The sequence below is a fragment of the Virgisporangium ochraceum genome, assembly GCF_016863655.1.
Taxonomy (GTDB): domain Bacteria; phylum Actinomycetota; class Actinomycetes; order Mycobacteriales; family Micromonosporaceae; genus Virgisporangium; species Virgisporangium ochraceum.
In genome coordinates this window covers 22,675-41,969 of record NZ_BOPH01000088.1, presented here as the reverse complement: position 1 = coordinate 41,969, position 19,295 = coordinate 22,675, and the positions used below count along the sequence as shown (strand labels likewise).

The 19,295-nt window shown below is 72.9% G+C and carries 20 protein-coding genes; 12 read left to right on the top strand and 8 right to left on the bottom strand.

Translation table 11 applies throughout. The features are described from left to right. Positions 1-268: 268 nt before the first annotated feature. The 5 genes from Voc01_RS31175 to Voc01_RS31155 all read left to right on the top strand — a co-directional run bounded on the left by Voc01_RS31175 (position 269) and on the right by Voc01_RS31155 (position 3,533). On the top strand, positions 269-802 hold the full coding sequence (locus Voc01_RS31175) for a hypothetical protein (protein ID WP_203931182.1): 534 nt from the start codon (positions 269-271) through the stop codon (positions 800-802). A 94-nt stretch (positions 803-896) separates the two neighbouring features. Continuing rightward, positions 897-1,385 carry a SigE family RNA polymerase sigma factor gene (locus Voc01_RS31170; protein ID WP_203931181.1) on the top strand — a complete coding sequence of 163 codons (489 nt, stop codon included), beginning with the start codon at positions 897-899 and terminating at the stop codon, positions 1,383-1,385. Positions 1,386-1,446: 61 nt separating this feature from the next. Beyond that, positions 1,447-2,169: a hypothetical protein gene (locus Voc01_RS31165; RefSeq protein WP_203931180.1), complete on the top strand. Its 723-nt coding sequence runs from the start codon at positions 1,447-1,449 to the stop codon at positions 2,167-2,169. After that, complete coding sequence (locus Voc01_RS31160; protein ID WP_203931179.1) at positions 2,169-2,561, top strand: hypothetical protein; 393 nt, start codon at positions 2,169-2,171, stop codon at positions 2,559-2,561. The genes Voc01_RS31165 and Voc01_RS31160 overlap by 1 nt, the downstream gene beginning before the upstream one ends. 15 nt (positions 2,562-2,576) lie before the next feature. Further along, positions 2,577-3,533 (top strand): NAD(P)-dependent alcohol dehydrogenase, encoded by a 957-nt coding sequence (locus tag Voc01_RS31155; RefSeq protein WP_203931178.1) that lies wholly within the window; start codon positions 2,577-2,579, stop codon positions 3,531-3,533. Between the two features lie 24 nt (positions 3,534-3,557). On the opposite strand, the gene Voc01_RS31150 is transcribed toward Voc01_RS31155, so the two are convergent. Together Voc01_RS31150 and Voc01_RS31145 are read right to left on the bottom strand one after the other, a co-directional pair. Further along, on the bottom strand, positions 3,558-4,028 hold the full coding sequence (locus Voc01_RS31150) for a hypothetical protein (protein ID WP_203931177.1): 471 nt from the start codon (positions 4,026-4,028) through the stop codon (positions 3,558-3,560). A gap of 27 nt (positions 4,029-4,055) precedes the next feature. Further along, positions 4,056-4,496 carry a VOC family protein gene (locus Voc01_RS31145; RefSeq protein ID WP_203931176.1) on the bottom strand — a complete coding sequence of 147 codons (441 nt, stop codon included), beginning with the start codon at positions 4,494-4,496 and terminating at the stop codon, positions 4,056-4,058. 93 nt (positions 4,497-4,589) lie between these two features. On the opposite strand from Voc01_RS31145, the gene Voc01_RS31140 reads away from it, so the two are divergent. Beyond that, the gene (locus Voc01_RS31140) at positions 4,590-5,456 is read left to right on the top strand and encodes a LysR family transcriptional regulator (protein WP_203931175.1); all 867 of its coding nucleotides are present in this window, start codon (positions 4,590-4,592) and stop codon (positions 5,454-5,456) included. A gap of 16 nt (positions 5,457-5,472) precedes the next feature. Here Voc01_RS31140 and Voc01_RS31135 read toward each other — a convergent pair whose 3' ends face one another. Continuing rightward, positions 5,473-6,492 carry an alcohol dehydrogenase catalytic domain-containing protein gene (locus tag Voc01_RS31135; RefSeq protein ID WP_239160601.1) on the bottom strand — a complete coding sequence of 340 codons (1,020 nt, stop codon included), beginning with the start codon at positions 6,490-6,492 and terminating at the stop codon, positions 5,473-5,475. A gap of 359 nt (positions 6,493-6,851) precedes the next feature. Here Voc01_RS31135 and Voc01_RS31130 point away from each other — a divergent pair, with 359 nt between their 5' ends. Further along, on the top strand, positions 6,852-7,808 hold the full coding sequence (locus Voc01_RS31130) for an alpha/beta hydrolase (protein WP_203931174.1): 957 nt from the start codon (positions 6,852-6,854) through the stop codon (positions 7,806-7,808). Positions 7,809-7,832: 24 nt separating this feature from the next. On the opposite strand, the gene Voc01_RS31125 is transcribed toward Voc01_RS31130, so the two are convergent. The 3 genes from Voc01_RS31125 to Voc01_RS31115 form a co-directional block, all read right to left on the bottom strand. Continuing rightward, a complete protein-coding gene (locus tag Voc01_RS31125; protein ID WP_203931173.1) occupies positions 7,833-8,777 on the bottom strand; it encodes a LysR family transcriptional regulator in 945 nt (314 codons plus the stop codon). A gap of 17 nt (positions 8,778-8,794) precedes the next feature. Beyond that, positions 8,795-9,997 (bottom strand): cytochrome P450, encoded by a 1,203-nt coding sequence (locus Voc01_RS31120; RefSeq protein ID WP_203931172.1) that lies wholly within the window; start codon positions 9,995-9,997, stop codon positions 8,795-8,797. 64 nt (positions 9,998-10,061) lie between these two features. Then, on the bottom strand, positions 10,062-11,102 hold the full coding sequence (locus Voc01_RS31115; RefSeq protein WP_239160600.1) for a LysR family transcriptional regulator: 1,041 nt from the start codon (positions 11,100-11,102) through the stop codon (positions 10,062-10,064). Between the two features lie 3 nt (positions 11,103-11,105). On the opposite strand from Voc01_RS31115, the gene Voc01_RS31110 reads away from it, so the two are divergent. Then, entirely contained in the window at positions 11,106-12,548 is a 1,443-nt protein-coding gene (locus Voc01_RS31110) for a DUF1349 domain-containing protein (RefSeq protein WP_203931171.1), read from the top strand. Here Voc01_RS31110 and Voc01_RS31105 read toward each other — a convergent pair. Next, on the bottom strand, positions 12,434-15,202 hold the full coding sequence (locus tag Voc01_RS31105; protein ID WP_203931170.1) for an AfsR/SARP family transcriptional regulator: 2,769 nt from the start codon (positions 15,200-15,202) through the stop codon (positions 12,434-12,436). The two genes, Voc01_RS31110 and Voc01_RS31105, sit on opposite strands and share 115 nt — an antisense overlap. A 62-nt stretch (positions 15,203-15,264) precedes the next feature. Here Voc01_RS31105 and Voc01_RS31100 point away from each other — a divergent pair, with 62 nt between their 5' ends. The 4 genes from Voc01_RS31100 to Voc01_RS31085 all read left to right on the top strand — a co-directional run bounded on the left by Voc01_RS31100 (position 15,265) and on the right by Voc01_RS31085 (position 18,215). Continuing rightward, positions 15,265-15,555 (top strand): antibiotic biosynthesis monooxygenase, encoded by a 291-nt coding sequence (locus Voc01_RS31100; protein WP_203931169.1) that lies wholly within the window; start codon positions 15,265-15,267, stop codon positions 15,553-15,555. Further along, positions 15,552-15,896: a VOC family protein gene (locus tag Voc01_RS31095; RefSeq protein ID WP_203931168.1), complete on the top strand. Its 345-nt coding sequence runs from the start codon at positions 15,552-15,554 to the stop codon at positions 15,894-15,896. The genes Voc01_RS31100 and Voc01_RS31095 overlap by 4 nt, the downstream gene beginning before the upstream one ends. 136 nt (positions 15,897-16,032) lie before the next feature. Further along, on the top strand, positions 16,033-16,662 hold the full coding sequence (locus Voc01_RS31090; RefSeq protein WP_203931167.1) for a fasciclin domain-containing protein: 630 nt from the start codon (positions 16,033-16,035) through the stop codon (positions 16,660-16,662). Further along, complete coding sequence (locus tag Voc01_RS31085) at positions 16,659-18,215, top strand: sulfite oxidase (protein WP_203931166.1); 1,557 nt, start codon at positions 16,659-16,661, stop codon at positions 18,213-18,215. The genes Voc01_RS31090 and Voc01_RS31085 overlap by 4 nt, the downstream gene beginning before the upstream one ends. A gap of 23 nt (positions 18,216-18,238) precedes the next feature. On the opposite strand, the gene Voc01_RS31080 is transcribed toward Voc01_RS31085, so the two are convergent. Further along, on the bottom strand, positions 18,239-19,168 hold the full coding sequence (locus Voc01_RS31080; RefSeq protein ID WP_203931165.1) for an Acg family FMN-binding oxidoreductase: 930 nt from the start codon (positions 19,166-19,168) through the stop codon (positions 18,239-18,241). Positions 19,169-19,295 lie beyond the last annotated feature (127 nt).

Here is a 19,295-nt window from a genome sequence, read left to right as displayed (position 1 = left end):
CTCACCGTCGTCGCCGACGTGACCGCCGTCCCGGCACCGCGTTTCGACACATCCGCGCCGGTTTCTGCGTCGTCCGACCCGCCTTCGGGGTCGGGACATGGAGTTCCTCGGAGCGTGACGTACCGGCCGGGCCGGCGGGCGGATGGCACTCGGGATGTCCACCGCCGGAGTGGGATCGGCCGGCCACTCCGAGCCGCACCCTGGCGGTGACTCCCGTCCCGACGCGGGCGGCGGGGCGGCGCTTGCCCGCATCCGCGAAGATGGTGGTGTGACGGCGCCGTTCCGGTACGCGCTGGGCCACCTCGTCGCGGTTCTGTCGGGGCTGGTGGTCAGCGCCGGCCTGTTCACGCTCGGCGCGGCCATGCTCCGGGTGGAGCCGGGGCTGATCGGGCTGCTTCCCCTGCCGGCGCTGGCCGGCTTCTGGGCCGGCGTCCTGCTGGGCGTCACCTACCAGTACCTCGACGACGACGGGGCGCAGGTGGCCATGGCCGTCGGGTACGCCGGCTGCGTGGTGCTGGTCGGCGTGGCGGTGCTCGGGCCGGCGCTGTTCGAATCGTGGCCACCGGTCGTGACCCGGGCCATCGGCTGGACCGCGGTGGCGGGAGCGCTGGTGATCGCGGCGGCCCGGACCCTGCGCGACTGGGTGCGGTGGGTCCGTACCGGGCACCGCCGCCCGCCCGGAGCCGCCCCTGGGGTCCGGTGGTGGGAGTACGGGTCGGCGCCGGGCGCCCCACGCCCGTCCAGGACATCTGCCTCGATCGGCACCGACACCGACATCGACGCCGACATCGACATCGACTGAACGCGCGGTGCGCGCGACCCAGCGGGCGCGAGCGAACGTCGGCGCTCCTCGGCCAGATCAGCGGCCGGCTGAACGCGTCGCGGGGCAGACGTTCATGACCGGTCGGGGACCGGCGTTGCTCCGGTTCGCATATCTGCTGACCGGTGACCGGCACCTGGCCGAGGACGTGGTTCAGGAGGCGCTCGCCCGCGCCCATCGGCGGTGGTCGCGGATCCAGCGGACCGACTCACCGGACGCGTACGTGCGGCGGATCGTGCTGAACCAGTTCCTGTCGCGGCGGCGCAGGCGGTCCTGGCGCGAACGCGTCATGGCTGCGCAGCCGGACCCCACGACCGCACCAGCGGCCGACCCGGCCGACCATCACGCCGCGCGGGACGAGGTCTGGCAGTTGCTCGGCACGCTGCCGCCGCAGCAGCGTGCCGCACTGGTTCTGCGCTACTACGAAGACCTCGACGACGCGGCGATCGCCGCGGTGATCGGATGTGCGCCGGCCACGGTGCGCGCACACGCGTCCCGTGGTCTGAGCCGCCTGCGGGAACTGCACGCCGGCAGCCCCGCCCTGGACAACGGAGGATCGCGATGACCGACCTGACCGACGAGCTGCGGCGCAGCCCGACCGACAACGCCCACCGCGCCCCGGGGTCGTGGGACTCGACACCCGCGTCTACGCCCGGTCGCGGCGCATCGGCCGGCGCCGCCGTGGACTCCCGGCTACCGGCGTGGCGCTCGCTCTCGCGATCACGACGCCGGTGGCCCTGCGCCCAATGCCGGAGGACACGGTCGACCGGTCGGCCGGCGCGCCGGCCCTGGAACCGTACACAGCACCGCCGCCGACGGTTCCGGTCCGGGTCACCCACCTTCCGCCGCAGGTGTCCGGCGTACAGCCACTGGTCCGGACCTGGCCGGGCGGCTCCGGCCTGCGTTACCACGCATCCGGCCACGGCCCCGGCACCGTTCCGATGATCTGGGTCAACGTGCAGGCGGCCGACCCGCGCACGGAGAAAGGCACGGAAGCCGTCGGCGACACCACGGTCCACGGACAACCGGCGACCGTGATCAAGGCCAGCATGGGTGACTGGCGCGGCATCGCATGGCAACGCACGCCCGACGCCTGGACGGTCGTATGGGGCGACGTCAGCGCCCCCGCCGCCCCCCGCGCCGACGGCGAGCCGACTCAGCCCGGCACGCGCCTGCCTGTCGGTCGACGGACCGGCTGGCTCGACCGGACCGGGACCGGACCGGTGCTGCGGGTCCCCGTGGGCGACGGCACCCTGCTACGGGTCCGGGCGCCGCTGCCGGACACAGAACTGGTGACACTCGCCGAGGGGATCACCGTGACCCCCGGCTTCCGCCCGACCGGCGGATGATGGCCATCAACCGGGTCCGGGCGGCCGACGTACGCCTCTTCGACCGCGCCGTCCTGACATTCGGGGCCGCGGTCGCCGGTGGCCGGGACCTCCTGCGGAGCCCGGGTGCGTTGGCGTTCGTCGCCACCAGCGGTGCGGCCATCTCCGGGTACGGACGGCGTCGGTACACCGGGAGTCTCGCCGGATGTGACGTGCGCATGGTCAGGTTGACCGCCGACGTCGACACCGTCCGGGAGCGCCTGCGCCGCCGGGACACCGGGGCGAAGCTCGAACGACACCTGAGGGCGTTGGACGGGCCCGCGTCCACGGGGGTCGAGGACTTCACCGTGACCAACGACCGACCTCCGGTCGACGTCGCCACGGATATCCTTGCCCGGCCCCACTGGATGTGAGCGAGGAGCCGACCGATGAAGGCTGTCACCTACGACCGGTACGGCCCTCCCGAGGTGCTGCGGGTCGAGGAGGTCCCCCGGCCGTCGCCGACCGGTGCGCAGGTGCTCGTCAAGGTCGCCGCGACGTCGGTGAACCTCAGCGACTGGGAGACGCTGCGCGGGTCTCCCCTGTACTCGCGGATCGGCGGGCTCCGCACGCCGGCCCGTCCGACCCTCGGCTCGGACATCGCCGGCTGGGTCGAGGAGGTCGGCCCGGACGTCACCCGGTTCCGGCCCGGCGACGAGGTCTACGGCGACAACCTCGCGCTCAAGGGCGGCTTCGCGGAGTACGCGGTCGCGCCCGAGTCCGTCCTGGCCCTCAAGCCGGCGGCGCTGACCTTCGCCGAGGCGTCGACCGTTCCGCAGGCGGGCGTGATCGCCTTTCAGGGGACGGCCGGAGCGGCGGCCGGGCACCGGGTGCTGATCAACGGTGCCGGCGGTGGGTCCGGAGCGTTCGCCATCCAGCTCGCCAAGCGGCTCGGCGCCGAGGTGACCGGCGTCGACAACGCCGGCAAGCTCGACTTCATGCGTGCGGTCGGTGCCGACGCGGTCATCGACTACCGGAGCCGGGACTTCACCCGCGGCGGCCCGTACGACCTCGTCCTCGACCTCGTGGCGCACCGGTCGGTGTTCGCCTACCGCCGGGCCCTCGCACGCGGCGGGCGGTACCGGTGCGTCGGCGGTTCCGTGGGGACGCTGCTGCGCGTCCTCACGGTCGGCTCGCTGGCCGGTCTGCTCACGGGCCGCCGGCTCGGCGTGCTGGCGGTCAAGGAGGGACCGGCCCACTTCCAGCCGGTGGCCGACCTCTGCGTCGCGGGCGACCTCACCGTCCACATCGACCGGACGTTCCCGCTCGACCGGGTCCCCGAGGCCCTCTCCCACGTCGGCGAGGGCCGCGCCCTCGGCAAGGTCGTGGTGGTCACCGGGTCGTGAGCGCCCCCGGCACGGTCGTCGTGGTCAGCGGGCCGCGAGAACCCGGGCGAGACGGTCGTGGACGGCGTCGGCGCCGTCGACACGTGCCAGCCGGATCGGCACCCGCCGGCCGTCGTGGGTGGTGACCGTGGCGCACCCGTCGGCCAGGGCCACCCCGCGGAGCTGCGGCCAGGTGGCCGCCTCGGGACGCCCGTTGCGCGTCCACACGAGCCCGTCGCGGAAGACGTAGGCGACGCGCAGACCCGGGGACAGCCAGACGAAGGCGATCGCGACGAGCACCAGCGCGACGAACGTCGAGAGGAAGAACGGGAACCGCAGGCCGTCGGGCACGCTGGGCCAGGTGTAGACGGCGGCGGTGAGCGCCGTGCCCGACGCGATCACCTGGGCCAGGACCACCTTGTCGAACGGGTCGGCGTTGGCCCGGGTCAGCTCGTGGCGACCGAGACCGTGGGTAGCGGCGAGTCTGGCGACGCGGGCGGGCGGGTGTACGTCCATCCGCCCATTCAACCGTCTCGATGCAAGTCAGCTGACGTCCTCGGCCAGGCCGACGATGATCCCCTCCGGTCCGCGGACGTAGCAGAGCCGGTAGGTGTCCCCGTACCGGGCCACCTCCCCGACGAGCTCGGCGCCGCGGGCGCGCAGCCGCGCGAGCACGTCGTCGAGACCGTCGACGGCGAACATGATCCGGCCGATGCCCAACGCGTTCGTCGGCGCGTACCTCGGCTCCCGGCTGATCGCCTTCGGCGAGTGGAACGTCGTCAGCTCGACGCGGCCGTGACCGTCCGGGGTCCGCAGGACGGCGATGTCGGCGCGGACGCCCTCGAGCGCGATGAGCCGGTCGACCGACTCCCCCTCGACCGTCGTGCGGCCCTCCAGCTCCATGCCCAGCTCGACGAAGAACGCGATGCTCCCGTCGAGGTCCTCGACGACGATGAGGACATTGTCCATCCGTTTGATCGTCACGGTGGTGCTCCTTCCGTCGCGGTCAGCCTCCACCGGGCACGACCCATTCGTCCAATGACAGCTTTTGCGGTAACCCATAACTACCATGGATGAATGTTGGACATCGTGCGGCTGCGCATCCTCGCGGCCGTCGCCGCGCACGGCTCGGTCACCGGCGCGGCGCGGCACCTGAGGTACTCCCAGCCCGCGGTCAGCCACCACCTGGCGCGGCTCGAGGCGGAGACCGGCGCCCGGCTCGTCCAGCGCGTCGGCCGCGGCATCCGGCTCACGCCGGAGGGTGAGCACCTCGCCCGGCGGGCGGCGGAGATCGTCGGACGGGTCGACACCGCCGCCGCGGAACTGTCCGCGATGGTGGGCCTGCGTACCGGCCGGGTGCGGGTCGCCGGTTTCCAGTCGGCGCTCGCTGCGCTGGTCCCGTATGCCGCGACCACCCTGCGCCGCGACCATCCCGGCATCGAACTGCATCTGGTGGACGCGCACCCGCAGGTCGCCCTCGGCCTCCTGCGCGACGGCCGGGTCGACGCCGCCCTCGTCTTCCGGTACGACGACGCCGTCCCCGACGACCTCCGCACGACGCACCTGTTCGACGACCCGATGCACCTGCTCAGCCTGGAGCCCGGCCAGACCCTGCCGGACCACCGCGACTCGCCGTGGATCGCCGGCTGCGAGAACTGCCGCCGCGAGTTCGTCGAGGCGTGCGAGCGCGCCGGCTTCACGCCCCGCATCGTCTACACCACCGACGACGTGATCGTCGAACAGGCCCTCGTCGCTGCCGGCATGGGCGTCACCACGGAGCCCGGCCTGTCGCTGCGCACCCACCGCGCACCGGGAATCGAAGCCACCCCGCTGCCCGACTTCCGCCGGCGCGTCTACCTGGCCACCTACGGCGAGCCACCGGACCCACCCGCCACGGCCGCGTTCGTCGCCGCCCTGCACGAGGCCGTCCGCCAGCTCATGTAGGCCCGCGACAGAACCGTCAGTAGGTGACGACGGCCTTGAAGCGGACGTCGCCGGACACGACCCGGTCGTACGCCTCGGCCACGCTCTCCTTGGTGAAAACCTCGATCCGCGGCTTCACCTCGCCGCGCGCCACGTACCCGAGCGCCTCCTCGAGGTACTCGTAGCCGTTGTGCGCCGACCCGATGATCTGGTGGCTGTTCGAGACCAGCGAGAGCGCCGGCACGTACATGTCGTCGAACGCGATGCCCATCATGACGACCCTGCCCCACGGCCGGAGACCGGCCATGGCGTCGTTGACGACACCGTGGTGGCTGGCCGTGTGCATGATGAGATCGGCTCCCCCGGCCTCCCGCAGCGCGGCACCGTTCGGCACGACCTCGTCCGCGCCGAGCTCGAACGCGAGCTTCCCCTTGTCGGGCGAGTGGGTGATCGCGGTGACCTGACAGCCGGCCGCCTTGGCGTACTGGATCGCCAGGTGGCCGAGCCCGCCGATGCCGACGACCGTCACCCGGGCGTTCGGCTTCAGGTCGGCCCGGCGCAGGGCCGCCCACACCGTGAAGCCCGCGCAGAGCGTCGGAGCCGCGTCCTCGTACGAGATCCCGTCGGGCAACCGGACCGTGCCCGCGGCGTCGACGACGATGTAGTCGGCGTGCGCCCCGTCGACCGTGACCCCGGTCAGGGTCGGGCTGGCGCAGTTGGCGGCGGTCACGAAGCTCTTCGGGTGCTCCTCGCGGCAGAAGTCGCAGCGGCCACAGCCCTTCTGCACCATGGGCATACCCACCCGGTCACCCACCGCGCGGGTGGTCACGCCGGCCCCCACCGCGGCCACCTCGCCCACACCCTCGTGGCCGAGAACGAGCGGGAACTGGCGGTACGACAGCTTGTCCTGGGCCATCCAGAGGTCGGTACCGCAGATCCCGCACGCGCGTACCCGCACCAGCACCTGGCCGGCGCCGGGCTCCGGAACGGCACGGGTCTGCAGTTCCCAGGCCGCGTTCGGCTTGGTGATGACAGCGGCTTGCATGTGACCGGACATGAGCGCACTCCTTCAAGTTCAACGACCAGTTCCCAGCGGTTGTCGGCGTTTTCCGGAACTGTGCGACCGACCGCGGGAGTTGTCATCACCGCACCTCGCTCGACAGGACACCGGCAGGCCCGCGGGATGGGCTCTGAGCTGCAGCTATGCGATAGTGCGCCCACCGCCACCAGTAGTGGCGCGCCACTACTGACCACGACCCGCCCACAATCGCATACCCGCAGCTCAGCGAGCGCCTCGCGGGTCGTCGGTGGCCGACCGGCCGGAGCGTGGTGATGACAGCTCACCCGGTGGGGTCGCACAGTTCCGGCACGCCCACCGACGGCGCCATTCGAGGAGTCAGCTTCGAGGAGTCAGCGATGACCAGTGAGATCGTGCTCGAGCCCGCGGCCGCCGCGTTCGCCGCCGCCACCGCCAACCCGCCGTTCCTGTTCGACCTGGGCCCCGAGCGGGGTCGCACGGTCGTCGACGAGGTCCAGTCCGGCGACATCGTCAAACCCGACATCGACGAGGAGTGGGTCACCGTCGAGGGCGGCCCGACCGGCGGCGTGATGGTCCGCGTGGTCCGCCCGGCCGGCGCCACCGCCGATCTGCCGGTCGTGCTCTACATCCACGGCGCCGGTTGGGTGTTCGGCGACGCGCACACCCACGACCGGCTCGTCCGCGAGCTCGCCGTGGGCGCCGACGCGGCCGTCGTCTTCCCCGAGTACGCCCGCTCGCCCGAGGCCCGCTACCCGGTCGCGATCGAGCAGTGCTACGCCGCGGCACAGTGGATCGCCCGGGGCGGCGGTGCGCGACACGGCATCGACGGCTCCCGCATGGCCGTCGCCGGTGACTCGGTCGGCGGCAACATGAGCATCGCGCTCACGCTGCTGGCCAAGCAGCGCGGCGACGTCACCTTCCGGCACCAGGTCCTGTTCTATCCCGTCACCGACGCCAGCTTCGACACCGGCTCGTACCAGCGGTTCGCCACCGGCTACTTCCTTCGCCAGGACGCGATGCGCTGGTTCTGGGACCAGTACACGACCGACGAGAACGAATGCGCGCAGATCACCGCGTCGCCGCTGCGCGCCACGACGCACGACCTCGCCGGCCTGCCACCGGCCCTCGTCATCACCGCCGAAGCCGACGTCCTGCGCGACGAGGGCGAGGCCTACGCCGCCAGGCTGCGCACCGCGGGCGTCCCCGTCACGGCCGTCCGCTACAACGGCATCATCCACGACTTCGTCATGCTCGACGCCCTCCGGAACACCCATGCCGCGCAGGCCGCCATCACCCAGGCGACCATGACGCTCCGAGCCGCCCTGCAGCGGTAGCCGGGCGGTGATCCGCGGGTCGGGTCACCCCGTGCCGTTGGCGGCGTGTCGGGTCGTCCATTGGTGGAAGCGTCGTGCGGCGGGTTCGAGGGTGTGACGGACGGAGACGAGCAGCCCGATGTGGCGGTAGGTGCGGGGGACGACGGGAATCTCGATGGAGCCGGTGAGCGGGCCGCCCTGTCTGGCGGGGAGGATGGCGATGCCGACGCCCGCGGTGGCGAGCCCCCGGACGGTGTCGACCTCGTCGGTTTCGAGGATGTAGCGGGGTCGGACGCGGGCGCTCGCGCAGATCTCGTCGATGCGCGTGCGCAGGGCGATGCCCGGAGTGAGACCGACGAAGGGTTCATCGCGGATCTGGTGGAGACGTAGATGGTCGTGTCGAGCGAGGCGGTGTTCGGCGGGAAGGACCACGACGAAGGGTTCCTTGAACATTTCAGTCGCATGGAGGTCGTGGTCGGTGGTTCGTATGACGGTGAGTGCGATGTCGACGGTGCCGTCATGCAGGTGTGCGACGAGCTGTTCGTGGGGGGCCTGGATCAGGGTCAGTCGCACACGTGGGTGGGTGGCCCGGAAGGTGCGGAGGATCTGCGGCGCGCGGCTGACGCCGAGGGTGCGTAGGAACCCGAACACCACCTGCCCCTGCCCCGGATCGCTTGCCTCGTAGGCCCGCGCGACCCCGACGGCGAGTGCCGAGTGCGCCGCCCGGACGCTCTCGGCCAGCACCCCGCCGGCCCGGGTCAGCTCGACCCGCTGACCGGCCCGGCGGGTGAGAGGCACGCCGACGGTGCGGCTGAGTGCGGCGAGCCAGCGGGTGGCGGTCGGTTGCGGTACGCCGGCCGCCTCCGCCGCGGCGCTGAGGTGGCCGCGCTCGCTCATCGCGACCAGCAGCCTCAGCTTCGGGATCAGATCCGACGCGATGCCCGCCGACGGTCGCGGCACACCCGCGTCGAAGCTCTTCAACCGTGACACCCCGTCGGCTCCTTCCTTCAGGTCGATCGCTCCGGTACCGGTTCGAACGACAGGAACAGCTCCGCTGGCGCCAGGAGCACAACGCCGGCCGTCTCCCTGACCGTCGTGCCGGGAGCGATCGAGAAGTTCGTCAGTCGGCGTAGCAGGCGGTCGACGGCAACCTCGATCTGGAGCCGGGCGAAATGCTGGCCGATGCAGCGGTGGATCCCCACTCCGAAAGCGATGTGAGGGTTCTTCCGCCGGTCGAACCGGAGCTCGTCGGCATGCTCGAACTTCAGCTCGTCGCGGTTGCCCGACTGCCAATGCACCGCCAGCCGGTCGCCGGCCTTGAGCGGGTGGCCCAGCAGCTCGTTGTCTCTGGTGACGGTGCGACCCATGACCGAGACCGTCGAGGTGTGCCGCAACAGCTCCTCCAGGTCACGCTTGACCCACTCGGGCCGGCGCAGTCGCTGCTCGAGGCCGGGATGCTCCGCGAGATACCGCCCGATGTGGGCGATCGTGCCGCGGGTCGTGTCCAGGCCGCCGAGGAGAAGGACGGTGACGACGCCGAGCTGTTCGGCGCTGGAGAGGAGGCGGCCACCGTCGACCCGCGCGGTGACCAGCGACTGCAGAACGCCTGCCCGGTCGGACGTACCCGCCGCCCGCTCCGCCAGAATCTCCGCGGCGATGCCCGCCACCCGCTCGTACGCGCCCTGGTCGCCGGTGGCCACCGCGGTGACCGCCTCGATCGCGCGCCGCATCCGTGACTCGTTGTCGTCGTCGATCACGACACGAGCCAGTGACCCGGCCGTGAACGGGATCGCGAACTGGCTGACGAACTCGATCCGACGCTCGTCGACCACGTCGTCGATCAGTTCATCGGCCAGGCGCCGCATCTCCGGCACGTACCGCTGGAGGAACGACCGGGAGAAGTACGGGTTGAGGAACTGCCGGAAGTCGCGATGCAACGGCGGATCGAGATCCAGCGGCGGCAACAGGACAGGGACGTGGCGGACGCCCGGGGTCGAGGAACTGAAGATGTCCGGATGCTCGCCGACCGTCCGCAGGTCGTCGTAGCGGGTGACGACGTACTGACCGCCGTCGTAGCCGGAGTGGACCACGGGGCACTCCCGGCGGGACCAGGCGAGTTCCTGCGGCAGGCGCGCGCAGTCCTCCTCGCGGTACCAGTCCAGGTGCTCGAAGAACTCGTGGTGCGGGCCGGTCCTGAACTGGGAAGACATGGGGTAGACGCTACGAAGGCCCGGGCACGGCCGTCCAAGACCTCTTCTGCATCCCGGTCATGCGTCAACTGCATGTGGAACCGTGTGACGAGGAACGATCGGCTAACGGGTCGACGCCGGGCCGGACAGACAGGCCGGACAGACAGGCCACAGCCGACTTCCGGAACTCGTCCACCAGGGCGCTGTCCTCGCTCAGCCGGGTCAGCATCACGACCTGACAGGGCGGGATGCCCTCGATCGGGATTGTCCGGAGGTCCGTGCGCGCGAGAACGCTCTGGTCGCCACGCGGATGCATGGCGACGGCTCCACCGCTCGCGATCAACTCGAACTTGTCGTGGACGGTGTGCACCGTCGGGCCGGCGAGGATCCGGTCGCCTCCCGGGCGCTCCGGCCACCAGAAGGTCAGCCATTCCGCGGAAGCCCCGGGAGTGGCGAAGTCGGCCATCGGTTCGTCGGCGAAGTCGGCCACCGTCACCGAACCACGCCCGGCCAGTCGATGGAAGGCGGGAACCACGAGGACCCGCGGATCCTCGTACAGCACCGTGACGCGGTAGCTCTCGATCGGAGCCGCGAACGGCTGCCACGCGACCACCACGTCCACCCGGTACTCGGCCAGGGACCGGCTGTCCTCCCACGTCAGATGGCGGGTGTGGATCTCCGCGTTGGGGTAGCGCCCGCGAAGGTCACCGACGGCGGGGGTGATCACGAGGCCGGGCGGGTGGCCGATGGTGATCATCCCGGAGATCGCGGCGGCCCGCGCATTCGTCACGGCACGGCCGGCGGCCGCCACCAGGTCGTTGGCCTGTGCCAGGAAGACCCGGCCGGCCGGGGTGAGCTGGCTGCCGCGGGCGCCGCGGTCGAACAGCCGGACTCCGAGCTGCTCCTCGAGACGCTGAATCTGACGACTCAACGACGGCTGCGCGATCCGCAGCTCCGCGGCCGCCCGGCTGATGTGCTCATGTCCGGCGACGACGATGAAGTACTGCACCAGCCGCAGGTCAAGATCCGCCACGGGGTCGAATTTACCGGCGTTGACAAGCCTCGTCGCCGGTGAACCGGTCGCCGCCGACACCCCGCTGTCACCGGCGCCGGAGTAGAACCGCACGGCATGAGGCTCCTGCACGCGGAATGGACCAGGTTCCGCACCGTGCCCGGCTGGGTCCGGGGCACCGCCGTCGCGGCGTTGCTCGTCGCGGTGTTCCCGGTCACCGGCCTGGGCGGCGGGCCGGCACCCGACCGCAAGCCGGTGCCGGCAGGGCCCGACGGGGGGCCGGTCGTCGACGCGTTCCGGTTCGTGCACCGGCCGCTCGCCGGAGACGGCCGGATCACCGTCGCGGTCACGTCGCTCGTCTCGGCCGGCGACGTGCCGTGGGCCAGGGCCGGCCTGATCGTCCGGGCGGGGACGCAGCCGGGCTCCCGGTACGCCGCCGTCATGGTGACCGCCGCGCACGGGGTCCGCATGCAGCACGACCACGTCCACGACCGGGCCGGCTCCCCCGCACGGGCGCGGTGGCTGCGGCTGACCCGGTCCGGCGACACCGTCACCGGCGAGGCGTCCACCGACGCGACCGCCTGGACCCGGATCGGCACGGTCACCCTCCCCGGCCTCCCCCGCACCGTCGAGGCCGGCCTGTTCGTGGCCTGCCCCCAGCGCACGCGCGGCCTCGGCACCGCCCCGGACGCGGCGACCGCGACCTTCGACGGTCCGGACCTCGACGGCGGCTGGCCGGACGGACCCTGGGCGGACGACCAGGTCGGCGCGGACACCGCCACGTTCTCCGGCTACCCGCGGGGAGCGACGGGCGGGGCCACCCCCACGGAGACCGGGTTCACCGTGACCGGCGCCGGCGACCTCGCCCCGGCCACCCGCGCCGACCTGCCGCTCGGCATCGCCGCGAGCGACCTGCTCCTCGGGACGTTCCCCGCGTCGATCGTGGTCGTGGTCGTCGCCACCCTCATGGTCACCGGCGAGTACCGGTACGGGCTGATCCGGACCACCCTGGCCGCCGGCCCGCGCCGGGGCCGGGTGCTCGTGGCCAGGGCTCTCGTGGCCGGCGCGGTCACGTTCGTCACCAACCTGGGTGCCGTCGCCGTCGCGTTGCCGGTGTGGCTGCGGGTGGTGCGCGGGCTCGGCGCCTACGTCTTCCCGACCCCGCCGGGCGTGCTGCTGCGGGCCGGGGTCGGCACGGCGGCCGTGCTCGCGGTCATGGCGGTCTTCGCGGTGGGCGTGGCCGCCGTCGTGCGGCGCGGCGCCGTCGCGGTGACGGTCGTCGTCGGGACCCTGGTGCTGCCGTACCTGCTCGCGCTGACCCCGTTCACGCCGCCGGCGGTGGCGCAGTGGACGACCCGCGTGACACCGACGGCCGCGCTCGCCGTGCAGCAGACCCTGACCCGCTACCCGCACGTCGACGGCGTCTATACGCCGGCGTACGGGTACTACCCGCTGCCGCCGTGGGCCGGGTTCGCCGTGCTGTGCGCCTGTGCCGCGGCGACGCTCGCGCTGGCGGTCGTGCTGTTCTCCAGGAGGGACGGCACCCCGAGGTCGGCGTAGAGCCGCGCGGCCGCGTCGGCGTGCCGGTCGTCGTGCGACGCGCGGGCGAGCCCGTCGTGGGCGCGGGCCCGCTCGGGCCGGTTGCCGGCGGTCTCCGCGAGGTCGAGCGCCTCGGCGAACCGTCGCACCGCCCCGTCGGCGTCGCCGAGTGCCAGCAGCGCCTCGCCGAGACCGTTGAGGGCCGACGACTCGTCGCTGCTGTTGCCCATGGACCGGTACAGCCCGGCCGCCCGGCGGTGGCGGTCGACGGCCTCCTCCGCCCGGCCCTGGTGCCGCAGCACCGAACCGAGCTGGTTCTGCACCCGCGCCTCCCCGAGCGGGTTGCCCTCCCTGCGGTGCAGCGCCAGCGCCAGGTCGAGGTGGCGGCGCGCCTCGTCGTGGCGGTCGAGCTGGTCGAGGATCATGCCGAGGTCGCCGAGGACGAAGCCCTCCCGGGACCGGTCGCCGGCGATGCGGGTCAGGTCGAGGGCCTCCTTGAGGCAGCGTTCGGCGGCCGCGCTGTCGCGGCGGCGCCAGGCCACGTTGCCCAACGCGTTGAGCGCGAGCGACCGGGCGTGCCCGTCCTCCAGGATCGCCAGGGCCTCCCGGGCGAACTCCTCCGCCTGCCGGTAGTCGCCGCGTCGCCAGTGGGTCCAGGCGAGGTCGGCGAGCGCGCGTCCCTCGACGACCGGGTCGCCCAGGGCGCGGCTGCGGTGCAGGGCGGTGGTGTGCAGGGTCAGCGCGTCGTCGTGGTGCGCCTGCCGGTCCAGGTAGGGGCGCAGCGCGGTGGCGAGCAGGCCGACGCAGATCCGCGGACCGTGCGTCACGGTCTCGATGATGTTGCCACGCTCGGCGTCGAGCCAGCCGACGGCCTCGACCGGGTCGGTGATCGCGCGGACCGGCGGGTCCGGCGCGGGCAGTTCCGGCTGCGGGACGCTGTGCGGGAACAGCACGTTGACCGCCGACCGCGACCGGTGCAGGTAGTGCACCAGCAGGCGCATGGGCGCGTCGTCGTCGGTGGCGAGCGTTCGGGCGTGCTCGCGCAGCAGGTCGTGCAGGGCGTAGCGCCGCGGCTCGTGCTGCACCACCATGTGCGCGTCGAGGAGGCTCTCCAGCAGGTCCTCGGCCTCCAGCGGCGACACCCCGGCCAGCGCCGCGGCGGCGTCGGGCTCGATGTCGCGGCCGGGCGCGAGGCCCAGCAGCCGGAACATCCGCTGCTCGTCGGCCGTCAGCTGCTCGTAGGAGACCGTGAACGCCGCCGCGACGCTGCGCTCCGACGTGGCGAGCTGGGCGAGCCGCAGGCGGCCGGCGAGGTCGGCCACCGACCACCGGGGCCGGTGCTGCAGCCGCGCCGCGCAGATGCGGATCGCCAGCGGCAGGTACCCGCACCGCTCCAGCACGTCGCGGACGGCGGCGGGGTCGTCGGCGGCGCGCGCGCCGACGATGCCGTCGAAGAGCGCGGCGGCGTCGTCGTGGGGCAGCACGTCGACGGACAGCGCGTGGGCTCCGTCGAGGTCCACCAGCCGTCGTCGGCTGGTGACGAGGAGAAGGCTGCCGGCTCCGTCGGCGGAGATGAGGGGACGCACGTGAGCGCCGTCGGCCGCGTTGTCGAGCACGGCGACCACGCGGCGACGGGCCAGCTCGGTACGCCAGCGGGCGCTGCGCTCCGCCTCGGTGGTCGGGATGTCGGTGACGCCGAGCTGCCGCAGCAGCGTCTCCAGCGCGGCGGCGGCCGGCAGCGGGTCCAGTCCCGGGGTGTTCGCCCGCAGGTCGACGAAGAGCCGACCGTCGGGGAAGCGGTCGGCCAGCCGGTGGGCGGCGTGCACGGCGAGTGTCGTCTTGCCGATGCCGGCCATGCCGTCGATGGTGACGATCGGGTGACCGGTGAGGAGCCGGTCGAGCTCGGTGGCGCGCCCGGTGAAGTCGGGCAGGTCGTACGGCAGGAAGCTCGACGCGGCCGCGGGTTCGGGCCCGGCGGCTTCGGTGAGGACCGTGCGTTCCAGGTCCAGGAACGCCTGACCGGGGTCGAGGCCCTGCTCCTCGGCCAGGGTCGTGCGGTACGACCGCGCGGCGGCGAGCGCGTCGGCCTGCCGCCCACCGCGGTGCAGCGCGACCATGAGCAGGCCGACGAGCCGCTCCCGCAGCGGGTGGGCCGCCACGTGACCGGCCAGCTCGTCGAGCACGGCGGCGTGGCGGCCGGCGTCGACCTCGGCCTGCATCAGGCGCTCGACCGCGGCGAGCCGCCGGTCCTCCAGCAGGGCACGCGCGGCCGGCGCGTAGTGCGCGGTGACGTCGGCCAGGGCGTCGCCGTGCCACAGGTCCAGCGCGTCGCGGAACCTGCCCGCGGTCACCAGGTCGGTGAACTCCTGCACGTCCAGGCGGCCCGGCCCGGGCACCGCGACGTAGCCACCGGGCCGGGTCTCGACGACACCCTCGACGCCGGCGGCGCGCAACGCCCGGCGCAGCGCGGTGATCGCGGCGTGGACCTGTGACCGCGCCGTCTCGGGCCGGTCGACGCCCCAGACGGCGTCGATCAGCTTCTCCATGCTGATCACCCGGCCGGCGTTGAGCAGCAGGTGCGCGAGCACCGCGCGGTGCCGGGGCGCGATTCCGGCGAGGGCAACGCCCTCGACGGTCACCCGCACCGGGCCCAGCAACGAGAACCGCACCGCCATGGATCGCCTCCGCATCGTCGACGCATCGCGAACCTATCAACCGGGGGGCCCAGGCTTGTGCCATGACAGTCGTTCGAACCCACCGGTACACGGTCGACCCGGTCGACCTCGAAGAGTTCCTCGCCCGCCGGGCCTCGCTGATCGGCACCGTGCGTGAGACGCACCCCGGGCTGGCCCGGACCCAGCTGCTCGCGCTCGACGACGACACCTACTGCGACATCTGGCACTGGGAGACCGGCGCGCAGATGGCCGCCGCGTTCGCGGCGATCCACACGTTCCCGGAGGCCCCGCTGGCCATGTCGCTCACGAAGGACGCCACCGCTACCAACGGCCGAATGGTGGAAGAGTCATGAAGATCAGCAGCATCTCCGGCGTCGTGTACCCGGTCCGCGAGCTCGACAAGGCGATCGAGTTCTACCAGACGCTCGGCTTCCGCCTCGGCAAGCGCGACGACCACCAGGTCACCGTCTACGTCAACTGGTTCTGGCTGACCCTGACCACCGACCACGACCACGTCCCGGCGGAGGGCGGCCCGTCGCTCTACCTGAAGGTCGACGACATCGACGACTACTACGGCGCGGTCCTCGCCCACGGCCTCACGCCGTCGACCGAGCCCCGCAAGGACCGCTCGGGACGCCGGGAGTTCCTCCTCCTCGACCCCGACGGCAACCGGCTCGTGTTCTTCACCAAGTAGGCCGACGGCGCCCCGGACATCGGATTGCATGAATGACCCGAAAGAGTGACCAATCCGGACCAACCGGGGCTCCGAATCCCTCTGCGACGACACCGGTGACCGTGAACCGGGTCACCACAGAACAGAGGAGCAACACATGTCCCGTCGTACGATCGCCGCGATCATCGCGGTCGGCGCCCTCGCGCTGTCGGCCTGCGGTAACAGCGATGACGGAGCGGGCGGCGGCAGCAACGCCGACACGCCCACGGGTGGGATGTCGACGTCGGCGGCGCCGCCGGCCGGAATGATGGCCAGGCAGTTCGGCGCCGGCTGCGCCGCGGTGCCGACCGACCCGTCGAACCCGGGCAGCTTCGACGCGATGGCGAAGGTTCCGGTCGCGACCGCCGCGTCGGGGAACCCGGTGCTGAGCACGCTGGTCACCGCCGTGAAGAAGGCCAACCTGGTCGACTCGCTCAACAGCGCACAGGGCATCACGGTGTTCGCGCCGGCCAACGACGCGTTCGCCAAGATCCCGAAGGCCGACCTCGACAAGGTGCTCGCCGACAACGCCACCCTCACGAAGATCCTCACGTACCACGTGGTGCCCGGCCAGCTCTCCCCGGAGCAGCTCGCCGGTACGCACAAGACGCTGCAGGGCGGCACCGTCACGGTCACCGGCGGCGGCACCGACTTCATGGTCGGCAACGCCACGGTGGTGTGCGGCAACGTCTCCACCGCCAACGCGACGGTGTACATCATCGACACCGTGCTGATGCCGTCCTCATGACGGTCAGCCAGCCCCGGCCGGCCGCACGCCGGCCGGGGCGCCCCACCCGGCTCGCGACGGGCGCCGCGATCGGCCTCCCCACCGCCGGTGTCGCGCTCGGCGTCGCGCAGATCGTCGCGGTGGCGTCGAGCCGTCCGCGGTCGGCTCCGGTGCTCGCCGTCGGGGCGGCGGTCATCGACGCGACGCCCCGGCCGCTCAAGGACTTCGCCATCCGCCAGTTCGGCACGAACGACAAGCTCGTGCTGCTCTGCGGCGTCTACCTCGTCCTCGCGGTGTTCGCGGTCGGCCTCGGCGCGCTGACCGTGCGGCGACGCGCCGCCGGGTTCGCCGGCCTCGCGGTCTTCGTCGGCGTCGGGTGCGCGGCCGTCCTCAGCCGGCCGGCCTCGACCGTGGTCGACGTCCTGCCCGCCGTTGTCGGCGGTGCGGTGGCGGCCGGCGCTCTGCTGGTCCAGGTGCGGTCGTCACGGACCGCGACCACGACGGACGCCGCGCGGCCGCGATTGCTGAACCGCCGGCAGTTCCTGGTGACCACCGGGGCGGCGACCGCCGTCGCGGCGGCGTCCGGCGCCGGTGGGGTGGTGCTCGGACGCACGAACGCCGCCGGCTCCCGCTCGCGTGCGTCGGTTCGGCTGCCGGCTCCGGCCGACCCCGCCCCGGCACTGCCCGCCGGACTGTCCGACTTCTTCACCGCCAACCGGGACTTCTACCGGGTCGACACCGCACTGACGGTGCCGCAGATCGACGCGCGCACGTGGCGGCTCACCGTTCGCGGCGCCGTCGACCGGCCCGTGACGGTCACGTTCGACGACCTGCTGCGTCGGCCCCTGCGCGAACGGGACATCACGCTCAACTGCGTGTCCAACGAGGTTGGCGGCCCGTACGTCGGTACGGCTCGGTGGCTCGGGGTGCCGCTGGCGCCGCTGCTGCGCGAGGCCGGCGTGCGCGCGGGTGCCGACCAGCTGGTGAGCCGCTCGACCGACGGCATGACCATCGGCACACCGCTGGAGGCGGTGTTCGACGGACGCGACGCGATGCTGGTCGTCGGCATGAACGGCGAACCGCTGCCGCTCGAGCACGGATTCCCGGTGCGGCTGCTGGTACCCGGCCTCTACGGCTACGTCGGCGCCTGCAAGTGGCTCACCGAGCTGGAGGTGACCACGTTCGACGCCTTCGACCCCTACTGGGTCCGGCGGGGCTGGGCCGAACGGGCGCCGGTGAAGACCGCATCACGCATCGACACCCCGCGCCCGCTGACGACGATCGCACCCGGGACGGTCCGGATCGCCGGCGTGGCGTGGGCGCAGCGCCGGGGTATCAGCGCGGTCGAGGTGTCCGTCGACAGTGGACAGTGGCAACCGGCCCGGCTCGCCGACGGTCCGTCGCCGGACACCTGGCGGCAGTGGGTCCACGACTGGGACGCCACGCCGGGGCTGCACACCATCCGCGTCCGGGCCACCGACGGCCGCGGCGACGTCCAACCCGAGGCCCGGGCCGGCACGTTCCCCGACGGCGCGACGGGATGGCACACCATCTCCGTCACCGTGTCCGCCTGACCGTCGGCGGCGCCCGGCCGGTGTCAACCGGTCGTCAGCACGTCGGACAGCGGTCGCCGGGCGGAGGCGGCCGGTGTCTGGCGGCTGAAGCCGAACCGGACGATGGCCTGGGCGGCGCGTCCGGTGGCCGGATCCGACAGCCGGTCGCGGAGCCGGTCGAGCTCCAACGACTGGGTGAGCAGGGTGGCGGACAGGCCGCGGACCGTCGCCGTCAGCAGGACCCGTTGCAGCGCCTGCCCGGCGCGCAGCCAGCCCGCCGGGGTGTCGGCCGTGTACAGCACCGCGATCGTGGAGGTCTCCTCGAACGTCGCCGTCGGGCGGACGGCGTCGGGCCGGGTCAGGCCGAGGTCACGCAGCGGAAGGGTGTCCGACCGCGGGCCGAGCGCGGCCGTGGCGATGCCGTCGCGTCGGCCCGGCGCCGGCCGGGTCCACTCGGCCAGCTCGCGCCGGTAGTCGGCGTCGGCGCACCAGTACCGGTCGGCGTCGGTCACCATGCCCAGGACGACGCGACGACCACCGGGCCCGGTCATCACGAGGACCGCACCCTCCGCGGCGGCCGCGGCCACCAGTTCCTCCCGCACCCGCACCGGGACGGCCAGGTCGGCGAACGGTCCCCGGTTGCTGCGCCGCCGGGTGACCGCGCCGGCCAACGCCAGCACGGTCGCCGACGGCCGCACCGGGCCGCCCGGGACGACCCGGGCCAACAGGTCGGGGGCGTCGGGATCCGGAGCCACCCGCAACTGCGGCAGGCGCCCGTCACGCATCATCGCCAGGCGCAGGTTGAACACCGCCGCGCCGACGCTGAGCGTCAGCTCCCGGCCGTCGGGGTCGATCACCGCCAGCTGGCGGTCGCGGTCGGCGTAGACGTCGATGCCCTCCCGGTGCGGATGGAACAGCCACGGTTGGGTGTTGTGCACCGACGGAGCCGCGGTCGCCGAGGCCAGGTAGCTCATCAGCGCTGAACGTGAACGGGTCGCCTGCCGCATGGTTCCAGGCTCCCCTCCGCGGTACGGCGGGGCCAGGTCCGTTGGTCGGTCCCGGGCGGGCCCTTCGGCCTGACCGCCGATGCCCTGACCGGCC

Excerpts from the sequence above, each read along its gene's own strand:
- Voc01_RS31080 (WP_203931165.1), bottom strand. The coding sequence starts at position 19,168 with ATGAGCTACCTGGCCTCGGCGACCGCGGCTCCGTCGGTGCACAACACC.
- Voc01_RS31140 (WP_203931175.1), top strand. The coding sequence starts at position 4,590 with ATGTTGGACATCGTGCGGCTGCGCATCCTCGCGGCCGTCGCCGCGCAC.
- Voc01_RS31095 (WP_203931168.1), top strand. The coding sequence starts at position 15,552 with ATGAAGATCAGCAGCATCTCCGGCGTCGTGTACCCGGTCCGCGAGCTC.
- Voc01_RS31155 (WP_203931178.1), top strand. The coding sequence starts at position 2,577 with ATGAAGGCTGTCACCTACGACCGGTACGGCCCTCCCGAGGTGCTGCGG.
- Voc01_RS31160 (WP_203931179.1), top strand. The coding sequence starts at position 2,169 with ATGGCCATCAACCGGGTCCGGGCGGCCGACGTACGCCTCTTCGACCGC.
- Voc01_RS31105 (WP_203931170.1), bottom strand. The coding sequence starts at position 15,202 with ATGGCGGTGCGGTTCTCGTTGCTGGGCCCGGTGCGGGTGACCGTCGAG.
- Voc01_RS31110 (WP_203931171.1), top strand. The coding sequence starts at position 11,106 with ATGAGGCTCCTGCACGCGGAATGGACCAGGTTCCGCACCGTGCCCGGC.
- Voc01_RS31085 (WP_203931166.1), top strand. The coding sequence starts at position 16,659 with ATGACGGTCAGCCAGCCCCGGCCGGCCGCACGCCGGCCGGGGCGCCCC.
- Voc01_RS31130 (WP_203931174.1), top strand. The coding sequence starts at position 6,852 with ATGACCAGTGAGATCGTGCTCGAGCCCGCGGCCGCCGCGTTCGCCGCC.
- Voc01_RS31120 (WP_203931172.1), bottom strand. The coding sequence starts at position 9,997 with ATGTCTTCCCAGTTCAGGACCGGCCCGCACCACGAGTTCTTCGAGCAC.
- Voc01_RS31135 (WP_239160601.1), bottom strand. The coding sequence starts at position 6,492 with ATGTCCGGTCACATGCAAGCCGCTGTCATCACCAAGCCGAACGCGGCC.
- Voc01_RS31090 (WP_203931167.1), top strand. The coding sequence starts at position 16,033 with ATGTCCCGTCGTACGATCGCCGCGATCATCGCGGTCGGCGCCCTCGCG.
- Voc01_RS31100 (WP_203931169.1), top strand. The coding sequence starts at position 15,265 with ATGACAGTCGTTCGAACCCACCGGTACACGGTCGACCCGGTCGACCTC.
- Voc01_RS31150 (WP_203931177.1), bottom strand. The coding sequence starts at position 4,028 with ATGGACGTACACCCGCCCGCCCGCGTCGCCAGACTCGCCGCTACCCAC.
- Voc01_RS31170 (WP_203931181.1), top strand. The coding sequence starts at position 897 with ATGACCGGTCGGGGACCGGCGTTGCTCCGGTTCGCATATCTGCTGACC.